The following is a 21,704-nucleotide window of genomic DNA, read 5'->3' on the forward strand; positions in this document are numbered from 1 at the left end:
AATCAAACCGTTTTCGATTCGATATTCTTTTTTTGTAGAACGGGTAGAAGAATCGTACAAATCGTATAACGTTTGTAAGCTGATTGAATCGTCAAAAATCCGTCGTGCTCTTTGACGATTCCTTGGCTGATCGGAATCCCCAACCCGGTCCCGCCTTGTTCTCTTTTCGTTGTGAAAAAGGGATCATAGATCTGTTTTAAGATTTCGGGAGGAATTCCTTGTCCGGAATCTTCGACCATTAATTTTACGTACGGTGTGGAATCCAAAACGCAGGACTCGATTCGTATAATGATTTTCTTATTCAGGTTTCGTTCCGGATATTTGACGTTCAGCGCGTCTTTGGAATTGATAAGAAGATTGATCAAAACCTGTCGAATCAATTGTTCCCTCATTTCGATCAAAGGAAGGTCCAGCTCGAATTCAGTTTCCACCAAGATATAATTTTTTTCGAAGACGTTTTCCAAAAGAGAGATTGTCGATTCGACTACTCGAACCAAGTCGGCCTTTTGAAAAAAATCGGACTCCTTTCTGGAAAAATCCAAAAGATTATTCACGAGCGCGGAAAGGCGCTTCGCCTCAGCGGATATGATTTCCGCAAACTTGGCATGAGCCGGGTCGGTCATTTCTAAACTTAGAATTTGAGAATATCCTAATATACACATAAGAGGATTGTTGATCTCGTGTGCTACGCTCGCGATCAAAGTTCCGAGCGCCTCAAGTTTCTGTGATTGTCTGAGTTTTCTTTCGTAAAAGCTCCGTTCTTCCTCTGCGACAACTTTCGCGCTGATATCGATCATTCTTCCGTCGATCTGTTTTAGATTTCCTTCGGAATCGAAATTCCCAACCGCATAAATTTCAACGTAGATTTTGGAACCGTCCTTTTTCTTAAATTGTACGACTTCCCCTTCGATTTTCGAATTACGAAGAATCATATCCATAAAGAACGATCTTTGATCCGAATGATAGTACAGATCCTTTTCCAGATCCAAATTCAACAATTCTTCTTTTGAATAACCGGTGATTTTGGTCATAGCCGGATTTGTTTGGATTACTTTTCCGTTAAGCGAACTCGAAAAGATCCCTTCGATCGAATTTTCGAAAAGAACCCGATAGTTTTCTTCACTGCGTCTGAGCTTTTCGAAGGCTTCCATTTTTTCGGAAACGTCTCTGAGAAGAGAAACGTAATATAAAATTCTTCCTTTTGTATCGCGCAACGGACTGATCGTTTGCTCGCAATAAAATAAAGTCCCGTCTTTTTTTCGATTGGCGATCGTCGCTCGAAACGTTTCTCCGTTGGAGATTTCGCGCCACATCTTTTCGTAAAATTCAGCCGAGTGAATTCCGGATTTGAGCAAAGAAGGATCTTGACCGACTGCTTCTTCGGAAAGATATCCGGTGATGGTTTCAAACGCAGGATTTACAAAAAGAATTCTCGCATCCAAATCCGTGATCAAAACCGCGTCTCCCGTTTGAGAAGCGACCATCGAAAGTTGTTTTAATTTGTCCTCGTTTTCCTTTTCCTTCGTGATATCCGATATGGTTACGACTACGCCCATCATTCTATCGACTTCCGGATCAAACAATGGAACCGTCGTAACCTGTGCCCACAGAACTTGAAGATCGGATTTTACGAATCCTAATACTTCTCTTCGAACCGGAAGCCCCGTGCTCAAGGTGTAATATATGGGTGATTCTTCCATATGCCTGACGTTTCCGTCAGGATAAACCGTCTTCCATGTAGAACCGTAATAAGATCGACCGACGATTGATTCCGTTTTTAATCCGAGCATCTTTTCGAAACTCTGATTGGTTCTCAAGATCGTTCCCGTGCTATCTACGAACAAGATCCCCTCTTCCACTGTGGATAAAAGGGTAGAATACAAGATTTCACCGGACCTATAACTTTTGGAATTCGATTGGGATTTTAGAACGTCCTCCGCAATCAAGACGAGGGTTTCGAATTCGCCGTTTTCATTTTTCTCGATGCGGACGGTTTCCTGAACCAGTATACTCCCGTTAGGCGAAGAAAGTAGAAGATCTCCGTTCCATTCTCCTTTTTCAAAAGCAAACGGAAGGACTTCCGTTAGGATTTTTTCCCGATAAAGTTTCGGATGAATATCGAAGATCGTTTTTTCAAGGACTTGTTCTTGGGAAAGACCGAGCATATCGATTCCGGCGCGGTTTATGTAGAGAATTTCTCCCTTTTCCGATGCGAAACAAACGAGCATCGAACTTTTTTCCAAAAATGAGAAAGCCGCCGTCTTAAGATCCAATTTTTCATTCACTGAAATAATACGCGTATCGATTTTATCGTTGGGTAGATTTGAAATTAAATGATAGAAAATGAACTCATATCATCTATTACAAATTGACTTTTGTCGCAACCCTAAAGTGATGAGACGTGCTAAAAAAAAAGGAAAGATACGTTCTTTTAGGAAAACCCAGAGAACGTATCGATGACAATTGGTGGAGAAATTAAGAAATTTATTTTAAATTAACAAAGACGAATCAAAAATACGGTGAGTCTCTGCAATTTATCTCTGCCTTGACCCGGTTCCGAAAGATCTCTTTCAATCGTCTTTCTGTAGATCGCTTTTAGATGATTCTTTAAAGTTCCGGAATGTACTCCGAGCTGTTGTACCAAACTTTCTCTTGTTTGACCGGCTACCAGAAGTTCACAGATCTTCGCTTCCTGATACGTTAGTCCGTATTCCTTTTGAAGTTTCGGAAAGAGTGATTCTTTCACCTTAGTGGCCGATACCCCTTCAGACGGATTCCCCCCGGCTACAGCGGTTTTGTCCTGCGGAAGATCCACTTTGCAAAGGAAGTTGGAGATATTCCCTTTTTCATCCCGAAGCGGAGTGATTCTTTCTTTCCAGGAAATCGTTTCTCCGGATCGATTCTTATTTAAGAAATTCCCTTCGTATTCCTTGCCGGATAAGATCGTTCTCCAAAAATTTTCATAAAATTCGGAGTCATGACTTCCTGATTGGAAGAATCTCGGATTCTGACCGATCAACTCGTTTCGTTTATAACCGGAAAGTCTTTCGAAAACGGGGTTAATGAATTCTATCCTTCCCTCTCTGTCCGTGATAAACATCGCGTGCGGATACTGATAAAAGTAAGAAGTTAAGATTGATGACAAATCTTCGCTTTTCATTTGATTCTGATTTTCCACGGTTGACATACATTCCCTCCATATCCCTTGAGCGGTATTCGAAAATTAGCTTTTTTCAAGGGTGAGAATTTCAGTTTATAATCTACCAAAGTATGAAACTGTATTTATCTTCCGTCAATACTAACTGTTGGAAGAAACCGGTCGACGGCATTGATAAAAATCAGGAACTTTAATTAGTTAGGTAATAGACAGATGATAAACACAATCGATATTCGCCAAAATCAATTCAGACAAAATGTTCTCGAGCAATCCATTGCCCTAAGAGATCCGATTCTCATATTGGAAGACGCTGATGAGATCAGAGCCCTATTACTCCAGATCTGTAAAACTCTCGGGATCAAAGCGGAAGGTTACGCGAACGGAAAACAGGCTTTAGAAGCCGCTCGAGAAAAACAATTCTCCGCATTCATAGTTGACCTGGAAACTCCACTCATTAAGGGACAAGACTTCATCCGAGAAATTAAGACTTTTTTGGAAGATCCGATCATTCTCGTTCAAACCGGAAACAACCAGCCTGATACGATCATCGAAGTAATGAAACTGGGAGTCTTGGATTACCTGATCAAACCCATCGACATTCAAGTTTTCGGACATTGTATGAAGCGGATCGCGGAGTATACTCAAAAGAAAGCTACGGAAAAAGTTCTCCAAGAAGAAACCGAAACGCGACTGAGAGCCCAGTTAGATTGGATTCTGTACAAACAATCCTGGATGTCCGATCTGGAAAAAACGGTCGATGTCAGCAAGGTGACTCTCAACAACATCAAACAGACTTTTTTGAGCGGGGGCGGTATCGGTGCGATCGTAAGTCTGATAGAAATTCTAAAATCATCCGCAAAATACGAAGGGGAGAATTGCGTATTATCGAAGGAAATCGCCGACCTTCTTTTTGTGAACAATCAAACGGTTCACGATACTCTTCAGTGTTTGGAAAAGAGTATGGAAATACTCAACCGCGATATTTCGAAAGAAAAAACAAAGATGAGCGTTTCCGATCTTTTCGAACTGATCGAACAAACCGTTGAAAACGCTTCCGAAAAGATGGAGAAATTTTTGAGTGAAAAATCTCTGAGCATTTCCTTTCATAAATCCTTACATCCCAATTCGATTCAAATCGAAGTGGATCAATCTTCGATTCAACTGATCTTGGAAGAATTGATCGTGAACGCCGCAAAGTATGCGCGCATCGATTCTAAAATTTTGATCTATGACAAGATTCAAAACGGAATGTTGAACCTTTCCTTCAAAAACGAATTCGATTCAAAATCGATCCCGGGTGTTCCCAGAGATAAGGAAATATTGGTGAAACAACCATTCTATCGACTCACAGGATTCGTCTACGAAAGCCTTCCAATGGAAACTTTTTTCTCGGGACTCGGATTGACGATCGTTGACTTCGTAGCTCGAAAACATTCCGGAACATTCCAGATTTCGAATATTCTAGATCATTCCGTCTCCGAGATCCCGGTCGAAACGGTTTTAGCGTCTTTGTCGCTTCCGTTAAAATACTGAAGTAAGGCCGTTTCAAAAAATGAACTCGGGTCAGGATTTTAAAGTAAAAAATGAATTTAGGATTCACTTTGGAAAAAATTTAAAATCCGAAACTCCGCAGAACACGGAAACCGTATCGAATCTTCAAGAAACGATACCGACTTGATTTATAAAATGGAAATTTTCCAAACGATTTAGAACTCAGTCGATTTAAAATTTCGCTTTGTCATCCTTTTGATTCTGGAAGTGGATGAATTTCAATTTTCAAGATTCTTTAGCCGAAAGAATTTGGTCCTATGGCAGATCTTCAACTCGTAATCGGCGACAAAAAATTCTCTTCTTGGTCTTTACGTCCTTGGATTTTATTGAAGGAAAGTAAAATTCCCTTCACGGAAATCTCGCTCGTTTTAAACACACCCGAGTTCTTTGAAAAAATAAAACTCTACTCGAATGCCGGCAAAGTTCCGGTCCTAGTCGACGGAGACATCAAGGTTTGGGACACGTTGAGCATCGTTGAATACATAGCGGAAAGTTTTCCGGAAAAAAATCTTTGGCCGAAAGAAAAAGCCGCGAGAGCCTTCGCTCGATCGATTGTCGCGGAAATGCATTCCGGATTCGGCGATTTAAGAAAGAATCTTTCGATGAATCTCGCCGAAAAGTTGCACGGAAGAACGTTCCCCGAAGAAGCATGGAAAGATATAAGAAGAATCGAGTCCATCTGGAAAGAATGTCTAAACAAATACAAAGGACCGTTTCTATTCGGAAAACAGTTCGGAATCGCGGACGCATTCTATACGCCCGTAGTCGGACGTTTTCTGACTTATGGAATCGATCTGGATCCGGCCGCGAACTCCTATATCGCAACGATCAGTAGCCTCTATTCTTATAAGGAATGGATGGACGGCGTTCTGAAATAATCGCTACGATATTTATTCAAAATCCATTGCCTTCAAATACCTAAAAACAAGACACGGATATTCTCGGAAATATCGAACAAATGATTCCGAGAATATTCCCTCTTTTCTAATTTACTTTCTTTGCAAACGCAATGCGTTGAGAACGACCGAAACGGAACTGAATGCCATCGCTCCTCCGGCAATCCAAGGAGCTAAAAAACCTGCGGCCGCAAAAGGAATTCCGAGTGCGTTATAGATCAACGCCCAGAATAGATTCTGCCTGATATTATAAACGGTTCTACGACTCATTGCAAATGCGTTCGCAATCGAAGCGAGATCCCCGTTCATGATCACGACATCGGAAGATTCCATTGCGACGTCTGTTCCCGTTCCCATTGCGATTCCCAAATTTGCAACGGCTAGAGCCGGCGCGTCGTTGATACCGTCCCCAACCATCGCGACGACTTTTCCCGAATCCATCAGCGTTTTCACTTCCGTCGCCTTTCCTTCAGGAAGAATTTCAGCAAGGACATGATCGATACCGCAAGTCTTTGCTACCGCATTGGCCGTTCTTTCATTGTCGCCCGTGATCATATAAACTTCCATTCCGAGTGCCTTCAAACGCGTGATCGAATCGGGAGTAGAATCCTTAACAGTATCCGCCAAGGAAAGAACCGCACTATGAACTCCATCCACGCTCAAATGCACGACCGTAGACCCCTCGGCTTCTCTCTGAATCTTTAAATCGGAAAGAGTCTGATTCAATCGAATACCCTTTTCTTTAAAGAGTCGATCCGTTCCCAATAGAATTTCTTTTGAGTTTACGATTGCAAAAACTCCTCCACCCGGTATCGTCTCGAACGTTTCCGAAATCGGGAGAATCAGACCTCGCCGTTTCGCCGAATCCACGATCGCTTTCGAAAGCGGATGTTCCGAATTTTGTTCCGCGGCGCCCGCGAGAAGAAGAAGTTGAGATTCGTCTCCGGAAGGGATAACGTCGATTTTTTTAAGAATCGGCTTTCCGTGCGTCAAGGTTCCCGTCTTATCAAAAACCACAGTATTCACTTTATGAGCAATTTCTAATGCTTCCGCGGTGCGAAACAGGATTCCTAACGTAGCGGCCTTTCCGGATCCGGCAAGAATGGAGACCGGAGTCGCAAGCCCGAGCGCACAAGGACAAGCAATCACGAGCACCGCAATCGCTTTTTCTAACGCGCCGGAGAAAACTCCGGGTTCTATCCAAAAAAACCAAAAGGCAAAAGTAAAAGCCGCAATCAAAATAACGGCCGGGACAAAAACCCCGGAAATTCGATCCGCAATCCTTTGAATTGGAGCCCTGGAACCTTGCGCTTCTTGTACAACTCTTACGATGCCGGATAAAAGAGTATCCTTTCCCACTTTCGAAGCTCTTAGTTTCAGAATTCCGTTTTTGTTTAGCGAACCTCCAAACAAAGCGCTCCCCACCTTCTTTTCAACCGGAATGCTCTCACCGGTTAACATCGATTCGTCGATAGAAGAACTTCCCTCTTCGACAATTCCGTCGACGGGAACGGTTTCTCCAACTTTTACAAGAAGTAAATCTCCGCTCCTCACCGCCGCCAAGGGAATTTCCTGAATTTCATCTTCATGGATGATGTTCGCGGTTTTCGGTTGTAACCCGACTAAAGATTGAATCGCTTTTGAAGACTTACCTTTCGCGAGATGTTCCAAAAATTTACCGAAAAGAATCAATGTGATCAGAACGGCCGAAGTTTCATAGTAGAGGAAAATTTCCCCATGATGATGTCCTTCTAAGGAAAGAAAGGATTGTTTTACGCTATAAAAGTAGGCGGCCGAGGTGCCAAGGACAACGAGCACGTCCATATTCGCCCCGCCGTTCTTTAGCGATCGGAAAGCGCCCAAGTAGAAGGAAAAACCGATCCAAAATTGCACAGGAGTTGCAAGCGCGAACTGCAACCAAGGATTCATTAGAAAATGTAAATATTCGGAAAACTTATTTTCTCCAAAATGCCCTACCATGGATAAAAGCAAAGGAGCGGAAAAAAGGACCGATGCAAGCAGTCTAAATTTTAATTTTCTGAATTCTTCCTCGTGCGCTCTTTCGGCCTTGCCGTTCAGAACAATTTCTTCGTGAACAAGCGCTCTATATCCGAGGGAATCGACTTTGTCCAATAAGACCTCTTGAGAAACCGGAGAAGAAAACTCCACTTTCGCCGTTTCCATTGCGAAATTGACCCTTGCATCCTTGACTCCCGGAACTTTTTTCAATCCCTTCTCGATTCGGAGGGCACAATTTGCACAGGTCATTCCGATTAGATCAAGAGTGATTCCTGAATCGGAGGGTTCCGCCTTAACCGAGGGATTCATTTGATTGAACCCGGTGTATAACCTTCTTCCAAGATCGCGGCTCTGACCTTGGATAATTCTTCTTCCGTACCTTCTCCTTGATAAACGACTTCCTTATTCGCTAAACTCGCTTTGGAAGAAAGGCCGATTTCCTTTAACGCGGATTCGATCGTATGCTGACAGTGATTGCATGTCATTCCTTCGACTTCTAATTTGATTTCTTTCATGACTTGATTCCTCCAAGATTTATTTAAGAATGCGCTCAACCGTAGTCATAAACTCACTCAAGATCGCGGGATCATTCTCCTTAAATCGTTCAACTACGCAGGTTTCAATATGACTTTTGAGAAGAGTTTTCGAAACTCCATCTAACGCCGATTTTACGGAAGACAATTGATTTAGAATATCGTCGCAGTATTCGTCCCTTTCAATCATACCTTGTATTCCTCGGATCTGTCCTTCAATCTTCTTGAGTCTCAAAGTTAAGGCTTCCTTGACTTTAGGATCAGAGTGCAGTTTGTGTTTCGGTTTCATATACTATACCCCCCTATACTATAGACGATATTTTGATCAAACTCGGCGAAAAAAACGAAAAAAAATTCTTCTATTTTATTCCTTCCAAAAGATAAAAATACTTAAAATTTGTTTGCTATTTTTATAAATAGTGAAATATTCTGTTTGGGGATCTGAATGCTCGGACAGAGAAAAATCAATCGGGGAACGGAATCTAAGATCGCCGGCCGGTTTGATTCTACTTATCGAGAATCCGATCCGGAATTTCCGGATGAGCCACCTTCTCCAAAAACGATTCTTTTCGAAGAACACGCGAAGACAATCGTTACGGAAAATGATTGTCCTGATTTACACTTTACTCGCTCTCTCAATCCGTATCGCGGATGCGAACATGGTTGTATCTACTGTTATGCACGGCCGAATCACGCTTACGTGGATCTTTCTCCAGGAATCGATTTTGAAACAAAGATTTTTGCGAAACGAAATGCGCCCGAACTTCTTCGAAAATATCTTTCCAAGCAAAAGGGAGAGGTCGTAACGATCCAGCTCGCGGGCGTAACCGATATATATCAGCCGATCGAGAGAAAATTAGAAATCACTCGAGAACTCCTTAAAGTTTTTTTAGAATTTCGACAACCCGTTGCGATGATCACAAAATCCTATCTCGTAACCAGAGACTTGGATCTTCTTGAAAAATTGGCTTCTCAGAATTTGGTGAAAGTTTATATCAGCGTGACCACTCTCGATTCGGAACTCTGGAGAAGAATGGAGCCTCGGACCGCCAATCCTGAAAAAAGACTGAAAGCGATTCGAAGCCTTTCCGAATTGGGAGTTCCCACCGGAGTGATGGCCGCGCCGATGATCCCCGGGTTAAACGATCACGAGCTGGAAACGATTCTTCAGTCTGCAAAAGAATCCGGAGCCAAAACGGCGGGAATGGTTTTTTTGCGTCTTCCTTTCGAAGTCGCTCCCCTCTTTTTGGATTGGTTGGAAACGCACTATCCTCTCAAAAAAGAGAAAGTGGAAAACTTAATTCGTCAAGCGAGAGGCGGCAAACTCTATGATTCCGATTATTCAAGTAGAATGGTGGGAACAGGACCTTACGCGGAAATACTCTGGAAACGATTTCGAATGGCAAGAAATCGACTGGGTTTAAACGATCCGATGTCCTTAAACAAAAGTATTTTTCGAATTCCGGAAAAATATCAACTTCGCTTAACAAAAGGAGAAAATCTTTTTCCCGGATTGTGACTCTATTCGAAAAAACGAATTCTCCATCTCGTAAAATCGGTCCAAGAAATTCTTCCATCCAATCCCTTGATTGAAAGAAGGTATTTCCGAGAAGGCTCTTTTTTCCATTTCGCTTAACAAAAATGAAAATAAAAAGACACGATTCTTCGATCCAACGTCGATTGTTCACGGCGAATCCACGCTTAAACCCGAGTATGTTTTAGAAACTCGAGTTAACGAACGTCGTTCTTCGCAAAAAGAAAGAATCCGATTCCAAAAAAAGAAAATTCTCCGATAATTTTTTATTCTATCCGTTATTTAAAAAAGATCACACTTGGACTTGACTTAACTTGTGCAAAATTTGAACAATGCACCGGACTCCTTCCTAAATTATATATCAGGAGAATAGTGAAGAGAATGAAAATGAAAAAAATGAAGAGCGTGGGACTGATTCTTTGTGCCCTGTTTATGGCAGGATCTCTTTCTGCTCAGACGTATACCGTGTTTGTTCACGGAAAGTCCGATCAGAATCACAACGGCACGGGAACAACCGATGTAAACAACTACTGGGGAACAAGTGTGAATTCCGTTTCCGGCGCGAAGGTATTCGTTGGATACGATGGAACATCCGATCCAAGAAGTTATGGAACCGCGAGAGCACAAACCAACTTTACGACCGTTGCAAACACTTATTGCAAAGGAAGCAATTCCTGCAAAATCGTTTGCCATAGCGCGGGTTGTTATGTCACAGAATATTGGCTCGCAAATCTCGGAGGAAGTGCTTCCAGCAAAGGTTACAACTTTACAAAAGTAACCGCGCTCGCGGCCGCATCCGGTGGTTCTGAGCTAGCGTCCGCATTGAATGGGGTCACTTTCGGATTCGCCGGAAATTCCATGGACAAGGCTTTGATCGTTTCCACAGCGAGAGGCGCTTACAATCACAACAACACTGCGGGAGTTACCGTCTACCAAGTTCCAGGATATAAGGGAATGGCAGGCGCATCTCTGATTCTTCCGGGGGAAGACGATTACGCGGTCGCGTTTCATTCTTCTTGCGCTTACAACAAAGCGGGCGGATTGAGCCAGTGCCAAGCTACATTGACTCAGAGCGAAGGGATCTGGCCTTTTAACTCGAATGTAACTTACACTCAGTTTCAAGGTCACACGAGAGCTCCTTCAGTCGGCGCTTCCGGGTTGTATCTGAATCACAGTGAACTTAAAAACGAAGGATGGAGATAATTCTTCTTTTTTAAAAAAGAAACTCCGCTCTTTATGGGGAGCGGAGTTCGCAAGAATCCATTTCGATCATTCAATGTTGTCTCTCTCTCGATCTTTTCCAAAAAGAATCCTCTTTTACAGACCGAGACAAATCAAAAACACAACCTATTAAAAACCGACAACCGCCCATCTGTATGAAGAATTAAAAAATCCGAACGGATTTAAAGACAAAAGGGAAATCATAGATTTAAATTATTCGTATATTCTTATTTACTAAATTTATTCAAATTCATCTTTCCATACTTTCCAGTTCTTTAATCCTTCTTTGTTTCTCATTGCTGTCCCATATCTTTGAAGTAAACTGTTTCACGTCATAAAATTTCGTCTTAAAAAAATCCTTATACGGAAGAATGAGTTCTCGATCCGGTTCCGTCGTTCTCGCCGCTTGAATCTTCTTCAATCCGGCTTCTCCTTGACTAAACCATTCGGGATCTACAGCAAGGTTCACTCGGTGACCTCTTATATCCGTTACCACGTATGGACCGTCCAAACCGGAGTCTCGAATCAATTTTCCATAAAATAAGAATTCTGCCTCCCCGTAACCGGATGGAAGTTTAGAATCGAACGTCGCCCAAGCGATGTATTCCCCTGTTTCCGCGTGTTTCAGATTTGCTTCCACATGATAATTCCCGGCAGTATAAACGTTGATTCCTACTCTTACAACGAGGGAGCCGTCGCTCGTCGTATCGGAGAAAGCTCCGCTCAACTCCGCCGGTTTTCCGGGAGAAGAATAGAATGAAGTATTCAATTTTCCTGTTTTTTTATAACCCGGCCCGTAACGAAAGTCGACTTCGAGAATCATATCTCCCCAGTCCTTCTGAGTCGGTTTCCATTGAAACGTGTAGAGTAAGTCCTTGGCGACATCGTCTCCATTGACTCCGTTATCCCCAACATCCGGACTCAAAGTTCCGAACTTCTCACCGTCAAATTCCCTCCACATACGAGATCCCTTAATCTCGATCGGAATTCTTTTTCCCTCAGGACCTCTACAATCAAAAACGATTCTCATATGATCTTGCGAACCGATGACGGCCCAGGATAGAGGTTGTAATTGACAACTGTAGCCGTTCGGCTCCTTCGAATCCGCGCTATCTACCATAGGAATCGCGGTCGTCTGAATAAAAGACGGTCGAATCAGGTCTTCGTTGAACTTGGAAAGCGGTCTCGAATTCGGAGGATACTGCGACCATTCTTTATAATCTTCTAATATTCTTTCGATCGGAACGGCATCATCTATGTCTTGTAACGATCCGCCTCCGCTCTCTCCGTCAAAAGAAGATCCCGAACCTCCGGGGGGAGAGTTTCTCGCCATCCGTTCGGCCCTTTCTTTCTTCTCGGCATCGGATTGAAACCAAGAACCTCCCTTCTCTTCCGGCCAGAAAACGAACGCCGTTAGAATCAAGATCACTGACACAATCACTCCATAGATCACATATTTGTTTCCGATTTTCATGAATTCCTTTTCTTTTATCCCCTTCAAAAGAGCACATAACGCAAAATGAGGGTTATTTTTCGTTGATCAGCGTATATTCTCTCGAAAGAAGAGCAACCATATTTGTATTTATTTATAATTAGTGTTTTTTAAAGACGATTTTTTTATTTTTATCGTTATTTATAAATTGCGATACTTCACTTGACTAAATAGAAGAAGAGTTAAACTTTTAGAGCGGGAGAAGAATTTCTTTTCCCCAAAGAAATGGAGAATAGTGAAAAAGATGAATAATTTGAAAACAAAGCTGATGATGGGACTGGCTCTTTGTGTGTTTCTTTTAGCGGGAACTCTTTCCGCTCAAACTTATACCGTGTTTGTTCACGGAAAGTCTGATAAGAACCACAACGGAACCGGAACTGTGGACGTGAACAATTATTGGGGAAGTAGCGTAAACTCCGTATCAGGAGCAAAAGTGTTCGTTGGTTACGATGGAACTTCAGATCCTAGAAATTACGGATCTGCAAGAGCACAGACTAACTTTACAACTGTGGTAAACACGTATTGTAAAGGATCCAATTCCTGCAAAATCGTTTGCCATAGCGCTGGCTGTTATGTGACTGAGTACTGGCTCGCAAATCTTGGAGCAAGCGCTTCCAGCCGCGGATATAATTTCACAAAAATTACCGCACTGGCCGCCGCATCCGGTGGATCCGAACTCGCTTCGGCTCTCAACGGAATTACTTTCGGGTTTGGTGGAAACGCGATGGATAAATCTCTGATCGTTTCTACTGCGAGAGGTGCATACAATCACAACAACACCGCCGGAGTCACCGTTTACCAGGTTCCTGGTTACAAAGGAATGATCGGAGCTTCTCTGATTCTACCTGGTGAAGACGACTACGCGGTTGCGTTTCACTCTTCTTGTGCTTATAACAAGGCGGGTGGCGTGAGCAAGTGCCAATCTTCTCTGACGCAGAGCGAAGGGATTTGGCCTTTTAACTCGAATGTAACTTACACTCAGTTTCAAGGACATACCAGAGCACCTTCCGTTGGAACCTCGGGATTGTATCTCAACCACAGTGAGATAAAAAACGAAGGTTGGAGATAATTCAACTTTAGTCAATGAGTGCGGCTCCGCTCTATCGAGCGGGGTTGCCTTGACTCTGATCCGATCGATTTCACATCCTCCACTAGTTTCCATTTTATGAAAAATAAGTCTCTCCTAAAACAAATTCAAAATTCGTTATATATTCTTTTGCTTTTTCCCTCCTGTTCTTTTTTAATCTGGAAAGATTCATCGCTTACGCTGGAAAGAGGTTTTTCTTCTTCGGGAAAAGAAATCGTTCAGACGGAAGTTTTATATCAAGAAAAGGATTCGTGGAATCCGCTTTCCGGAACAACTTTGAAACGGAATTATCATTCTATCATTCGTCTCTTTCGTCCTGAAGAATCTTCGAATCCGATCGAGCAAATTCCGTTCTCGTCTTGGATTTTGCCGGGAACCGTTTACTTTCACTCAGGAACGAAATCCTTATACTGGATCGGAGGAAAAGACGATCAATACGGTAGTTTTGCAAGAATCCCTTCCGCACTCGATCTCGGTGAAAAAAAAGAGATTTTGATCTCCACACATCTGAAACCCGGTCAGGTCGTCTTACAGTTAGTTCCTTCTCCGGACGGGAATTCTCTAATTCTTATTCTTGCGGTCACGGACGAAGACCTCGAGTTTCTTCAGCCTGAGATAGTCTGGCTCAGGCGAGCTCCCGAAAAAAATTCATCGCTCCAAATCGTTTCTCGAATTTCGCTTCCGGAATGGAAAGAAACGCCCCTCCATCGCTTACGTTGGTCGCAAAAATCGGATCGAATCTATATTCAAATTTTTGAATCTGTCTACTTGATACAAAAAGACAAACCGACGCTTCAACGAACGAATGAGTTTCCTCTTTGTTTTAGTCCTCCTACATCCTTCGGATCAGTAGGAATCAGCCCATCCGATCGGAATCCGACAAAAATCGAGGCAAATCCTTTTTCTTCTTTTTCCGATCTTCCTAAAATCCAAAACCCGAGAAAGATCCGAGATTGCAACCTACAATCGCATCCGAAACAATAATCGTCTTAAAGAATTAGAGGTTCATTTATTTCTAATATTCTTTCAAAGATACCTCGCAAACTCCATCAGCAAAATGCTCGCTGTAACGCACATGGCAATGAATCGAGTGGACAGCAAAAATTTGCGTCTCAACTGAGTCAGTTCCAGGATTAGCCCAGGTGTTGAACCAGTTTTTATAAGAGTTTGTCCAATCTCGGTCATCCTTTTAATCGTTGGAAGATTGATCCAAAAGCCGAGCAAGGATGCTTTCAAACCTAAGAATCCGCCGATCCCAAGTAAAATTCCGTATCTCGAAAAAATCCATTCTTGCTGAAACCCGTTGGATAAATTCCAATACAATAGAAAACCGCTAAGAAGGGTTCCGAGAGTAATTGTATTCAATACGATAGGATAATAGTTCGTTTTCGCGATTTGCTGCATCACCTTACCGCCGTCAGGCCCCATTGCATTCGTAGCGGGCAGAATAAAAACGGCCATCGTACATGCTATTCCGGCCCATAAAACGCCGAAGACTACGTGAATCAATTTTAATATCAAAAACAAAGACATAGAGAAAACCATCCTGATAACCTTCCCATTGTAATTTAGAATTTTAGAATGTACCCTCGTACAAAGAGGTATTCCGTTCATAAAGACCCGAAATAAAGATCGAATCCTCAACGCACTCTATTTAAGAATTCAGCTTGCCTTCTAAAAAAAGAAAATACATATTCAATGGTTTCTTTGATAATTCAGTTCGAATCGGTGGGTCGACCTTTTTTCCCTCAGAAAAAGAGATCTCAATTTCTTCTTTATAAAGGAATTCCCGATTTAGGAATTTTACGAAAGAAAACATTTCACCATCATTGGCTTTGTATTTCAGAAACCTGCGCTGGTTTCTGATCGGGATCCATCGGCATGTGAAAATCTAAATCCAGCTCCAAGAATGCGGAGAATTAAAAATAAAAGAACATTCCTCTAAAAATAAAGAATTCCGACTCGAAGAAAGATTTACACGAGAGAATGCCAAGCACTTCGATAAGATCGAACACCTGACTTGAGAGAAATGAATTTTCGAACTTCGAAGAAGAATTCCATAAACTCGAACCGTATTCCGCCTAACTTTCCATCTTCCTTATATTCGAATTATATAAAACTTATCTATCATTATTGTATAACAAACGTACGTTATTTAATAAAAAATGGTTGAGAACCTACTTCGCTTAACGTTTTTTTCTTGAACGACGTTTATTCTTAAATATTTTGCGTTTGCGCTCTTCCTAAGAGCACGAGGTAAATACAAATGAAAAAAGTGATGAGAATAGTAAGCGTATTGCTTGTTTTTTTTATAACAAGCGTTCTTTCTGCGTCCGGCGGAGGCTCTTCCAGCAAGCCCCTTACCGGGACCTATCCGATCGTGTTAGCTCACGGTCTATTCGGTTGGGGAAACGGTTCCACAGTGATTGACTATTGGGGTGGAAATGCGGCCTATCTGACAAGTCAGGGAGCCACCGTATTGACTCCTTCCGTTACCGCACTGAACTCGAGCTCCAACAGAGCTTCTCAGTTGAAAACTGCAATCCTCGCGGCGATGGCTGCAAACAATTACACCGGAAAGGTGCATATCATCGGTCACTCGCAAGGTGGTCTGGATGCTCGCTATATGGTTTCGAATCTTTCTATGAGTTCTAAAGTGGCGACAGTAACTACTTTGAACACTCCTCACCAAGGAAGCCCGGTTGCAAACATCGTCGCCACCGTGATCCCAAGTTGGGCCCTTCCTTACGTTTCCACAGTGCTCAATGCCGTGATCGGCTTTGTCTATGGCGATTCCAGTCAGAACGCAACAGCCGCTTTGAAACTTCTTACCACTGACGGTGTAAAAGCTTTGAATGCCGCGTCTCCAAACGTATCCGGAGTTAAATACTTTTCCTACGGATCTACAATCTCCGTTCCCGATCTGATTCAACACCCTGCAATGGGAATCATCTATCCGATCTGTGCGATCGGAGCTCCTTTCTACGGAATGAGCATCGCGAACGACGGTGTTGTTCCTGATTCTTCTCAAAGATGGGGAACTTGGAAAGGTGGACCTTCGATTCCTCTCCTAACTACCGGAATCGATCACTTGGAAGCAACCAATGCTCTTCATCTTGGTCAACTTTGGTACGATACAAATGATTACTTTTTAAAAATGGCGTCTAACGCAAAAAGTAATCAATAATTTTACAACGATTCTTCCCGCAGTGTTCCGATTGCGGGAAGAATTTCCGATCTCTTTTCCTCAATCTATATTCTATTTTTCTAATCTTTTGAACCTTTTTCCAACCAATAATAAAATACGGGAAGAATTACGAGCGTAAGAATTGTCGAAGAGATAATTCCACCGATCACGACCGTCGCAAGAGGTTTTTGAACTTCCGATCCCAATCCGGAACCGAAGGCCATCGGTAAAAAACCGAAAGAGGCAACTAATGCAGTCATAATGACCGGTCTGATCCGACTCGTCGCACCTTCAAGAACGGCCTCGCGGACGGAAACGTTCCTTTCCTCCCGTATCCGATGAATCGTATCAAGCTTCACAAGTCCGTTTAAGACTGCGATTCCGGATAACGCAATACATCCCACAAAAGCGGAAACACTGAGATCCATTCCTCTCAAGAATAAAAACCAAATTCCTCCCGTAAGTGCAAATGGAACACAAAAGAATACGAGCAACGCCTGACGTACCGAACCGAGACCGAGATATAAGACTACGAAAATCATCAAAAAGGTAGAAGGTAAGATGATCGCCAATTTCGCTTTCGCACTCGCTAGATTCTCAATCTGTCCGCCCCAAAAAACCGTATATCCTTTGGGAATTCCTATCTCCGAAATTTTCTCTTTTGCCTCTGTATGAAAGCCTTCCAAATCTCTTCCTCTAAGATTTACGGAAACGGCGACAAATCTCCGAGATCGATTTCGAGAAATAGTCATCACTTTCTCTTTTTCTTCGATTGATGCGAGCAACTTGATCGGAATCATTCCTCCGTCCAAGGTTCCGACTCCAATGTTTGCTATTTCGGATTCTTTATTTCGAAAATCTTCGGAAAGCCAAATTTTAATCGGAAATCTCACTTCTTCTTCGTAATAACCTCCGAGTTCGAATCCACTCATCGAAGCTTCTACCACACTGTTAAACGAAGGCAGTGATATATTATAATATTTTAATTTATCCGGATCCGGAGTTATATCGATCACTTTGGATTTTCTTAACGCCATGATCGGATCTAATTCAACTTCAGCGGCCCCCGGAATACTATGCAGTGTATCCTTTAACTTGCTCTGCAAATCCAAAAGGATGTTCAGGTCTTTTCCGAGAATTCTAACACTTATATCCGCTCGACTTCCCTCCAACAACTCGTTAAATCTTGCCTCTAAAGGTTGACTCAGCGTCAGTTCCGATTTCGGAAATTTTTCCTGAACCTGCGTGTGGATTCGGGTTAAAAAATTCTCCCAGTTCTTTTCCTTAAGTAAGTCGGCGAGATTATCCTTCTTCAAAATTATAAACGTATCCGCGTTAAAAGTTCCCATTGGATCGTTCGCGACGGAACTGGTCCCGATTCTTGAAAAAACGCTTTGAACCTCGGGAAAGGTCATCAAGAGTTTTTCCACTTCCTTCTGTTCCCGCAAACTTTCTTCGATGCTGATATCTCCTTCACGAACGACGACTAACATCAGATCTCCTTCCATCAACTTTGGAAGAAAGACGGTCCCCATTCTAAAATAAATGAACACGGTAAATAAAAAGAAAACCAAAGAACCGATTACGATCGGTTTCGGTTTATCCAATAGACGCGGCAAATAGAAGGAATAGAGTTCCACGATCCGACTCTTTTTAATCTCTTTGTTTTTATGATTTCCCGATGGAGATATAAAAAAGAAAAGAAGAGGAGGTAATAAAAACACCGCAAGAATCAGACTGAATCCCAAGGCTAACAAAACGGTTTCCGCCATTGGTCGAAACATTCTTCCCGGAATTCCGTCGAGAGTCAAAATCGGAAGATAAACCAACATGATCACGACGACTCCGAAAGAAACCGGTTTTAAAACTTCAACGGAAGCTTGAAGGATCGCTTTCATTTTCTCTTCGCGATTTAAATAGGATTCTTTTTCAAATCGAGTAAGTACGTTTTCCGTGATAACGATCGAAGCATCCACAAGGAGCCCGAAGTCGATCGCTCCCAAACTCATCAAGTTCGCTGAAATCCCGAAAAACTTCATAAAGATCGCCGTAAGCAACATCGATCCTGGAATGATCATCGCTACGATAATCGAAGCCTTGATGTTAAACAAAATGAAGAACAACGTCAGGATAACTAATACAGCGCCTTCGATCAGATTGGTGAGCACCGTTTTGATCGTGGAATGGATCAAAAAAGACCTTTCTAAAAGTACCTTTACTTGTACGTCTTCCGGAAGATTTAAACGAGTGATCGCTTGATTCAAATCTAGATTGACTTGATAACTGTTTTCTCCCCGCAACATCATCGCGGTACCTAAGACGATTTCTTTTCCTTCCGAACTCGCACCGCCTAATCGTTGTTTACCGTGTTCGTTGACTTGCGCGATATCCGAAACTCGGATCGGTTGCCCCGTTACTGTTCGCCTAACAGTGATTTGAGATAGGGATCCTAAACTTTTCTTGATCCCGTAGGCTCGAACGATGGAGACCCGTCCTTCGTTCTCGATAAAACCTCCTCCAAAACTCTCTCCGATCGTCGTCAACTCGTTCATCAATTGATCGATCGTAATCCCCCAAGTTTTCATCTGATGCGGATTTAAATCGATATGAATCTCCTTTTCGTACCCTCCGTTGGAATCCACTTCCACAATTCCGGGAACAAGAGCCTTTAATTGAGGACGCACTGTGTAGTCTTGGATCGTCCGCAAAAACAAAAGACGATCCTTTTCGGGCAGTGAGGCCAACTTGGAACCCGGCTTCGCCTCCACAGTATAAAAGAAAATCTCTCCAAGCCCTGTCGTATTCGGTACGATCGTTGGAGAAATGCCTTTCGGAAGTTTTTCTTTCGCACTTGCAATTCTTTCCAAAACCATCCCGCGCGCTTGATAGATATCGGTCCCTTCCTTAAAGATCAAAGATATATTAGAAAGTCCGAATTTAGATACGGATCGAACGTCGATCAAATTTGGCATTCCCATAAGCTCGGTTTCCAGAGGAAACGTGACGACCTTTTCCACTTGTTCCGGATCCAAGGAACCCGTTTTTACCGTAACAATCACTTGAACGTTTGTGATATCCGGTACCGCGTCGATCGGGACTTCACGAAGCGTAAAAAACGAATAGATAAACAGAAAGAATATGATTCCGACTGAAAGAATCGGGTTATTTAAGCTGATATTCAAAAGTCTGGACAGCATTTTTAAAGGTTCCTATAATTTCTTTTTCATTCGCGATGTAGAGAAGATTCAAAAGTGTTTCCACATGCGAAATTTGAGCGTCGAGAATCGCATGGTGAGTTTCATGAAGTTGATTTTCCAATTCTAAATAACTCATCATTAGGATTCTTCCCTTCCTAAACTCTCCATCCGCATAATTCAAATCTCGCTCAATTTCGTCTAACTTTGATAAGTTGAATAGTTTCAGATTCGTTTTGGATTGTTCATAATCGAGAAAAGCCTGTTTGAAAGCGCTCTTTACTAGATTCTCCTGATGATTGAGAAGTCCCTGTTTGGATTTAACGTTTGTTTCCGCCGCAGAAACCTTATTCTGAAACTGATCCCAAACCGGAAGTTTGAACTTAACGCCCACGTCGTAGAATCGGTTGGCGACCCCGGATCTATCCTCGCCGACCTGACTGATGATGGAATAATCCGGATACTTTTCCAAATTTGCGATATTGAGTTCGGTCTTCGCCTTTTCGATCTCGCCTTTGGCCGCCAACAAACTTAGATTCCGGGAAACGGCTTTGTCCTCGAGTTCCTTAAAATCAAATTTCACACCTTCGGAAAAAAAAGGAATTCTAACCTTAGGAGCGGTTTCCAACATCAGATACAAATTCATCGCTTCATATTGTTTATTTGCATCCAATTCCAAATCGTTAAAATGTTTCCGAAGAGCTAAAATTTTTCTCTGGATGATAAAAAGATCCGTCTTTGCTTGAGGAGTTATAAACGGTCTCGCACGAATATAACTTTCAATGATCGAAAGTCTTCGAAGCCTTTCTTTGACGTGATCTTTCTTACTAGCCGAAACCAGATAACGATAAGCAAATTTGAGCGCGTTAAAACGAATCGAATTGCTCGCTTCGGATAACTGGATTTCCTTAATCCTAGAATCGTTATCCACCAAGAGTTGGCGTAATTCTTTCCGACCTGGAAAATAAATCGGTTGTTCGAATTGCATCGCGTATTCGGAACCGATCGATCCGGCGGCCGTCCTTTGTCCGTAGTCCATCGTGACGGAAGGATTTTGGGTTTTACCCTGTTGTTTCCTCTGATAGAAAAGGGTTTCCAAATCGGCATTGAGAGAAAGAAGCAAAGGAGAATTTTTTTCCGCCAAACTCAGGATAGACGCGATATCCAATTCTTTGGATGAGTTGGACTGAATCTCCGAAAATTTTAAACCGGAGAATAAGAATAAGAGAAGAATTAAGACCTTCCTACCCGCAAAATTTCCTGTTAAAAATACAAGATACCTTTTCGTATTAAAAAAAGATAAATAATTTCGTTTCAATTTCATAAAGTAAACCTCCTTAAAAGGAACATCGATCTCCCGTTCGTTCGGATTCTGCCTCAAACGCAAAAAGTCCTCTTCGGGAGAAAAAGTAAGAAGGTCGATTCTAAATGAGAATCCGAACGGTCGGAAGGATTAGAAACAGAATCGAGTTTTTTTTAAAGTTATCGAATAAGAATTTCCTAAAATAGAAATTCGGTTCGTAACTAAAAAGCAAATCTGTCGATCGATAATGAAGTGGAAAAAATTCTTTTAGAAGTTTAAACGAAAGAGAATCCGTTTCGGAAAGCGCGAGGGAACCGGAATCCCACTCGCAACCGGGAGAGTCTTCCGAACTCTGCTCCTGATGACAAGGCGTGGAGGATTGTAATTCTTTCGAATCTAGCGCAAGCTTAGCATCGAACTCGCAAACAGGTCCACAATCGAAGATCAAAACAAAGATAGAGAGTATCGTACACCCGATCCATGTTTTAAGAATTGCCGAACTCATACCGTCCAGCTTACTGCGCCTCGAC

At 42.4% G+C, this 21,704-nt stretch carries 17 protein-coding genes; 7 read left to right on the forward strand and 10 right to left on the reverse strand.

What is annotated here, in order from left to right:
• Nucleotides 1-2: 2 nt before the first annotated feature.
• Nucleotides 3-2,285, reverse strand: coding sequence for a PAS domain-containing sensor histidine kinase (locus DLM75_RS21610; protein WP_147456681.1), 2,283 nt, complete (start codon nt 2,283-2,285; stop codon nt 3-5).
• A gap of 209 nt (nt 2,286-2,494) precedes the next feature.
• Nucleotides 2,495-3,187, reverse strand: coding sequence for a PAS domain S-box protein (locus tag DLM75_RS21615; protein WP_118970584.1), 693 nt, complete (start codon nt 3,185-3,187; stop codon nt 2,495-2,497).
• Nucleotides 3,188-3,370: 183 nt separating this feature from the next.
• Here DLM75_RS21615 and DLM75_RS21620 point away from each other — a divergent pair, with 183 nt between their 5' ends.
• Both DLM75_RS21620 and DLM75_RS21625 read left to right on the forward strand, forming a co-directional pair.
• The gene (locus DLM75_RS21620; protein ID WP_118970585.1) at nt 3,371-4,690 is read left to right on the forward strand and encodes a response regulator; all 1,320 of its coding nucleotides are present in this window, start codon (nt 3,371-3,373) and stop codon (nt 4,688-4,690) included.
• A gap of 275 nt (nt 4,691-4,965) precedes the next feature.
• Nucleotides 4,966-5,586, forward strand: a complete 621-nt coding sequence (locus tag DLM75_RS21625; RefSeq protein ID WP_118970586.1) for a glutathione S-transferase family protein — start codon at nt 4,966-4,968, stop codon at nt 5,584-5,586.
• A 111-nt stretch (nt 5,587-5,697) separates the two neighbouring features.
• Here DLM75_RS21625 and DLM75_RS21630 read toward each other — a convergent pair whose 3' ends face one another.
• From DLM75_RS21630 to DLM75_RS21640, 3 genes are read right to left on the reverse strand one after another with little or no spacing between them, the layout of a single operon-like run.
• Nucleotides 5,698-7,932 carry a heavy metal translocating P-type ATPase gene (locus tag DLM75_RS21630; protein ID WP_118970587.1) on the reverse strand — a complete coding sequence of 745 codons (2,235 nt, stop codon included), beginning with the start codon at nt 7,930-7,932 and terminating at the stop codon, nt 5,698-5,700.
• The gene (locus DLM75_RS21635; protein WP_118970588.1) at nt 7,929-8,138 is read right to left on the reverse strand and encodes a heavy-metal-associated domain-containing protein; all 210 of its coding nucleotides are present in this window, start codon (nt 8,136-8,138) and stop codon (nt 7,929-7,931) included. Before DLM75_RS21635 ends, DLM75_RS21630 begins: the two co-directional genes overlap by 4 nt.
• Nucleotides 8,139-8,157: 19 nt before the next feature.
• Entirely contained in the window at nt 8,158-8,445 is a 288-nt protein-coding gene (locus DLM75_RS21640; RefSeq protein ID WP_118970589.1) for a metal-sensitive transcriptional regulator, read from the reverse strand.
• Nucleotides 8,446-8,601: 156 nt separating this feature from the next.
• Between DLM75_RS21640 and DLM75_RS21645 the strand changes: the two genes are divergently transcribed.
• Nucleotides 8,602-9,675, forward strand: coding sequence for a PA0069 family radical SAM protein (locus DLM75_RS21645; protein WP_118970590.1), 1,074 nt, complete (start codon nt 8,602-8,604; stop codon nt 9,673-9,675).
• A gap of 402 nt (nt 9,676-10,077) precedes the next feature.
• On the forward strand, nt 10,078-10,893 hold the full coding sequence (locus DLM75_RS21655) for a hypothetical protein (RefSeq protein WP_118970650.1): 816 nt from the start codon (nt 10,078-10,080) through the stop codon (nt 10,891-10,893).
• Nucleotides 10,894-11,161: 268 nt separating this feature from the next.
• On the opposite strand, the gene DLM75_RS21665 is transcribed toward DLM75_RS21655, so the two are convergent.
• Nucleotides 11,162-12,385: a hypothetical protein gene (locus DLM75_RS21665; protein WP_118970651.1), complete on the reverse strand. Its 1,224-nt coding sequence runs from the start codon at nt 12,383-12,385 to the stop codon at nt 11,162-11,164.
• A gap of 262 nt (nt 12,386-12,647) precedes the next feature.
• Between DLM75_RS21665 and DLM75_RS21670 the strand changes: the two genes are divergently transcribed.
• On the forward strand, nt 12,648-13,472 hold the full coding sequence (locus tag DLM75_RS21670; protein WP_118970593.1) for a hypothetical protein: 825 nt from the start codon (nt 12,648-12,650) through the stop codon (nt 13,470-13,472).
• Nucleotides 13,473-13,766: 294 nt separating this feature from the next.
• Nucleotides 13,767-14,474: a hypothetical protein gene (locus tag DLM75_RS21675; RefSeq protein ID WP_147456682.1), complete on the forward strand. Its 708-nt coding sequence runs from the start codon at nt 13,767-13,769 to the stop codon at nt 14,472-14,474.
• A gap of 42 nt (nt 14,475-14,516) precedes the next feature.
• Here DLM75_RS21675 and DLM75_RS21680 read toward each other — a convergent pair whose 3' ends face one another.
• Nucleotides 14,517-15,023 carry a hypothetical protein gene (locus DLM75_RS21680; RefSeq protein WP_118970595.1) on the reverse strand — a complete coding sequence of 169 codons (507 nt, stop codon included), beginning with the start codon at nt 15,021-15,023 and terminating at the stop codon, nt 14,517-14,519.
• 733 nt (nt 15,024-15,756) lie between these two features.
• On the opposite strand from DLM75_RS21680, the gene DLM75_RS21685 reads away from it, so the two are divergent.
• On the forward strand, nt 15,757-16,677 hold the full coding sequence (locus DLM75_RS21685) for a lipase family alpha/beta hydrolase (protein ID WP_118970596.1): 921 nt from the start codon (nt 15,757-15,759) through the stop codon (nt 16,675-16,677).
• An 80-nt stretch (nt 16,678-16,757) separates the two neighbouring features.
• Here the strand turns inward: DLM75_RS21685 and DLM75_RS21690 are convergent, their stop codons facing one another.
• The 3 genes from DLM75_RS21690 to DLM75_RS21700 all read right to left on the reverse strand — a co-directional run bounded on the left by DLM75_RS21690 (nt 16,758) and on the right by DLM75_RS21700 (nt 21,679).
• Nucleotides 16,758-19,874, reverse strand: a complete 3,117-nt coding sequence (locus DLM75_RS21690; RefSeq protein WP_118970597.1) for an efflux RND transporter permease subunit — start codon at nt 19,872-19,874, stop codon at nt 16,758-16,760.
• Nucleotides 19,840-21,195, reverse strand: coding sequence for a TolC family protein (locus DLM75_RS21695; RefSeq protein ID WP_118970652.1), 1,356 nt, complete (start codon nt 21,193-21,195; stop codon nt 19,840-19,842). The genes DLM75_RS21690 and DLM75_RS21695 overlap by 35 nt, the downstream gene beginning before the upstream one ends.
• 100 nt (nt 21,196-21,295) lie before the next feature.
• Nucleotides 21,296-21,679 (reverse strand): hypothetical protein, encoded by a 384-nt coding sequence (locus DLM75_RS21700; RefSeq protein WP_118970598.1) that lies wholly within the window; start codon nt 21,677-21,679, stop codon nt 21,296-21,298.
• Nucleotides 21,680-21,704 lie beyond the last annotated feature (25 nt).

The organism is Leptospira stimsonii, assembly GCF_003545885.1.
Lineage (GTDB): Bacteria > Spirochaetota > Leptospiria > Leptospirales > Leptospiraceae > Leptospira > Leptospira stimsonii.

Excerpts from the sequence above, each read along its gene's own strand:
- DLM75_RS21695 (WP_118970652.1), bottom strand. The coding sequence starts at position 21,195 with ATGAAATTGAAACGAAATTATTTATCTTTTTTTAATACGAAAAGGTAT.
- DLM75_RS21625 (WP_118970586.1), top strand. The coding sequence starts at position 4,966 with ATGGCAGATCTTCAACTCGTAATCGGCGACAAAAAATTCTCTTCTTGG.
- DLM75_RS21640 (WP_118970589.1), bottom strand. The coding sequence starts at position 8,445 with ATGAAACCGAAACACAAACTGCACTCTGATCCTAAAGTCAAGGAAGCC.
- DLM75_RS21655 (WP_118970650.1), top strand. The coding sequence starts at position 10,078 with ATGAAAAAAATGAAGAGCGTGGGACTGATTCTTTGTGCCCTGTTTATG.
- DLM75_RS21685 (WP_118970596.1), top strand. The coding sequence starts at position 15,757 with ATGAAAAAAGTGATGAGAATAGTAAGCGTATTGCTTGTTTTTTTTATA.
- DLM75_RS21690 (WP_118970597.1), bottom strand. The coding sequence starts at position 19,874 with ATGCTGTCCAGACTTTTGAATATCAGCTTAAATAACCCGATTCTTTCA.
- DLM75_RS21700 (WP_118970598.1), bottom strand. The coding sequence starts at position 21,679 with ATGAGTTCGGCAATTCTTAAAACATGGATCGGGTGTACGATACTCTCT.
- DLM75_RS21645 (WP_118970590.1), top strand. The coding sequence starts at position 8,602 with ATGCTCGGACAGAGAAAAATCAATCGGGGAACGGAATCTAAGATCGCC.
- DLM75_RS21620 (WP_118970585.1), top strand. The coding sequence starts at position 3,371 with ATGATAAACACAATCGATATTCGCCAAAATCAATTCAGACAAAATGTT.
- DLM75_RS21680 (WP_118970595.1), bottom strand. The coding sequence starts at position 15,023 with ATGTCTTTGTTTTTGATATTAAAATTGATTCACGTAGTCTTCGGCGTT.
- DLM75_RS21615 (WP_118970584.1), bottom strand. The coding sequence starts at position 3,187 with ATGTCAACCGTGGAAAATCAGAATCAAATGAAAAGCGAAGATTTGTCA.
- DLM75_RS21670 (WP_118970593.1), top strand. The coding sequence starts at position 12,648 with ATGAATAATTTGAAAACAAAGCTGATGATGGGACTGGCTCTTTGTGTG.
- DLM75_RS21635 (WP_118970588.1), bottom strand. The coding sequence starts at position 8,138 with ATGAAAGAAATCAAATTAGAAGTCGAAGGAATGACATGCAATCACTGT.
- DLM75_RS21630 (WP_118970587.1), bottom strand. The coding sequence starts at position 7,932 with ATGAATCCCTCGGTTAAGGCGGAACCCTCCGATTCAGGAATCACTCTT.
- DLM75_RS21665 (WP_118970651.1), bottom strand. The coding sequence starts at position 12,385 with ATGAAAATCGGAAACAAATATGTGATCTATGGAGTGATTGTGTCAGTG.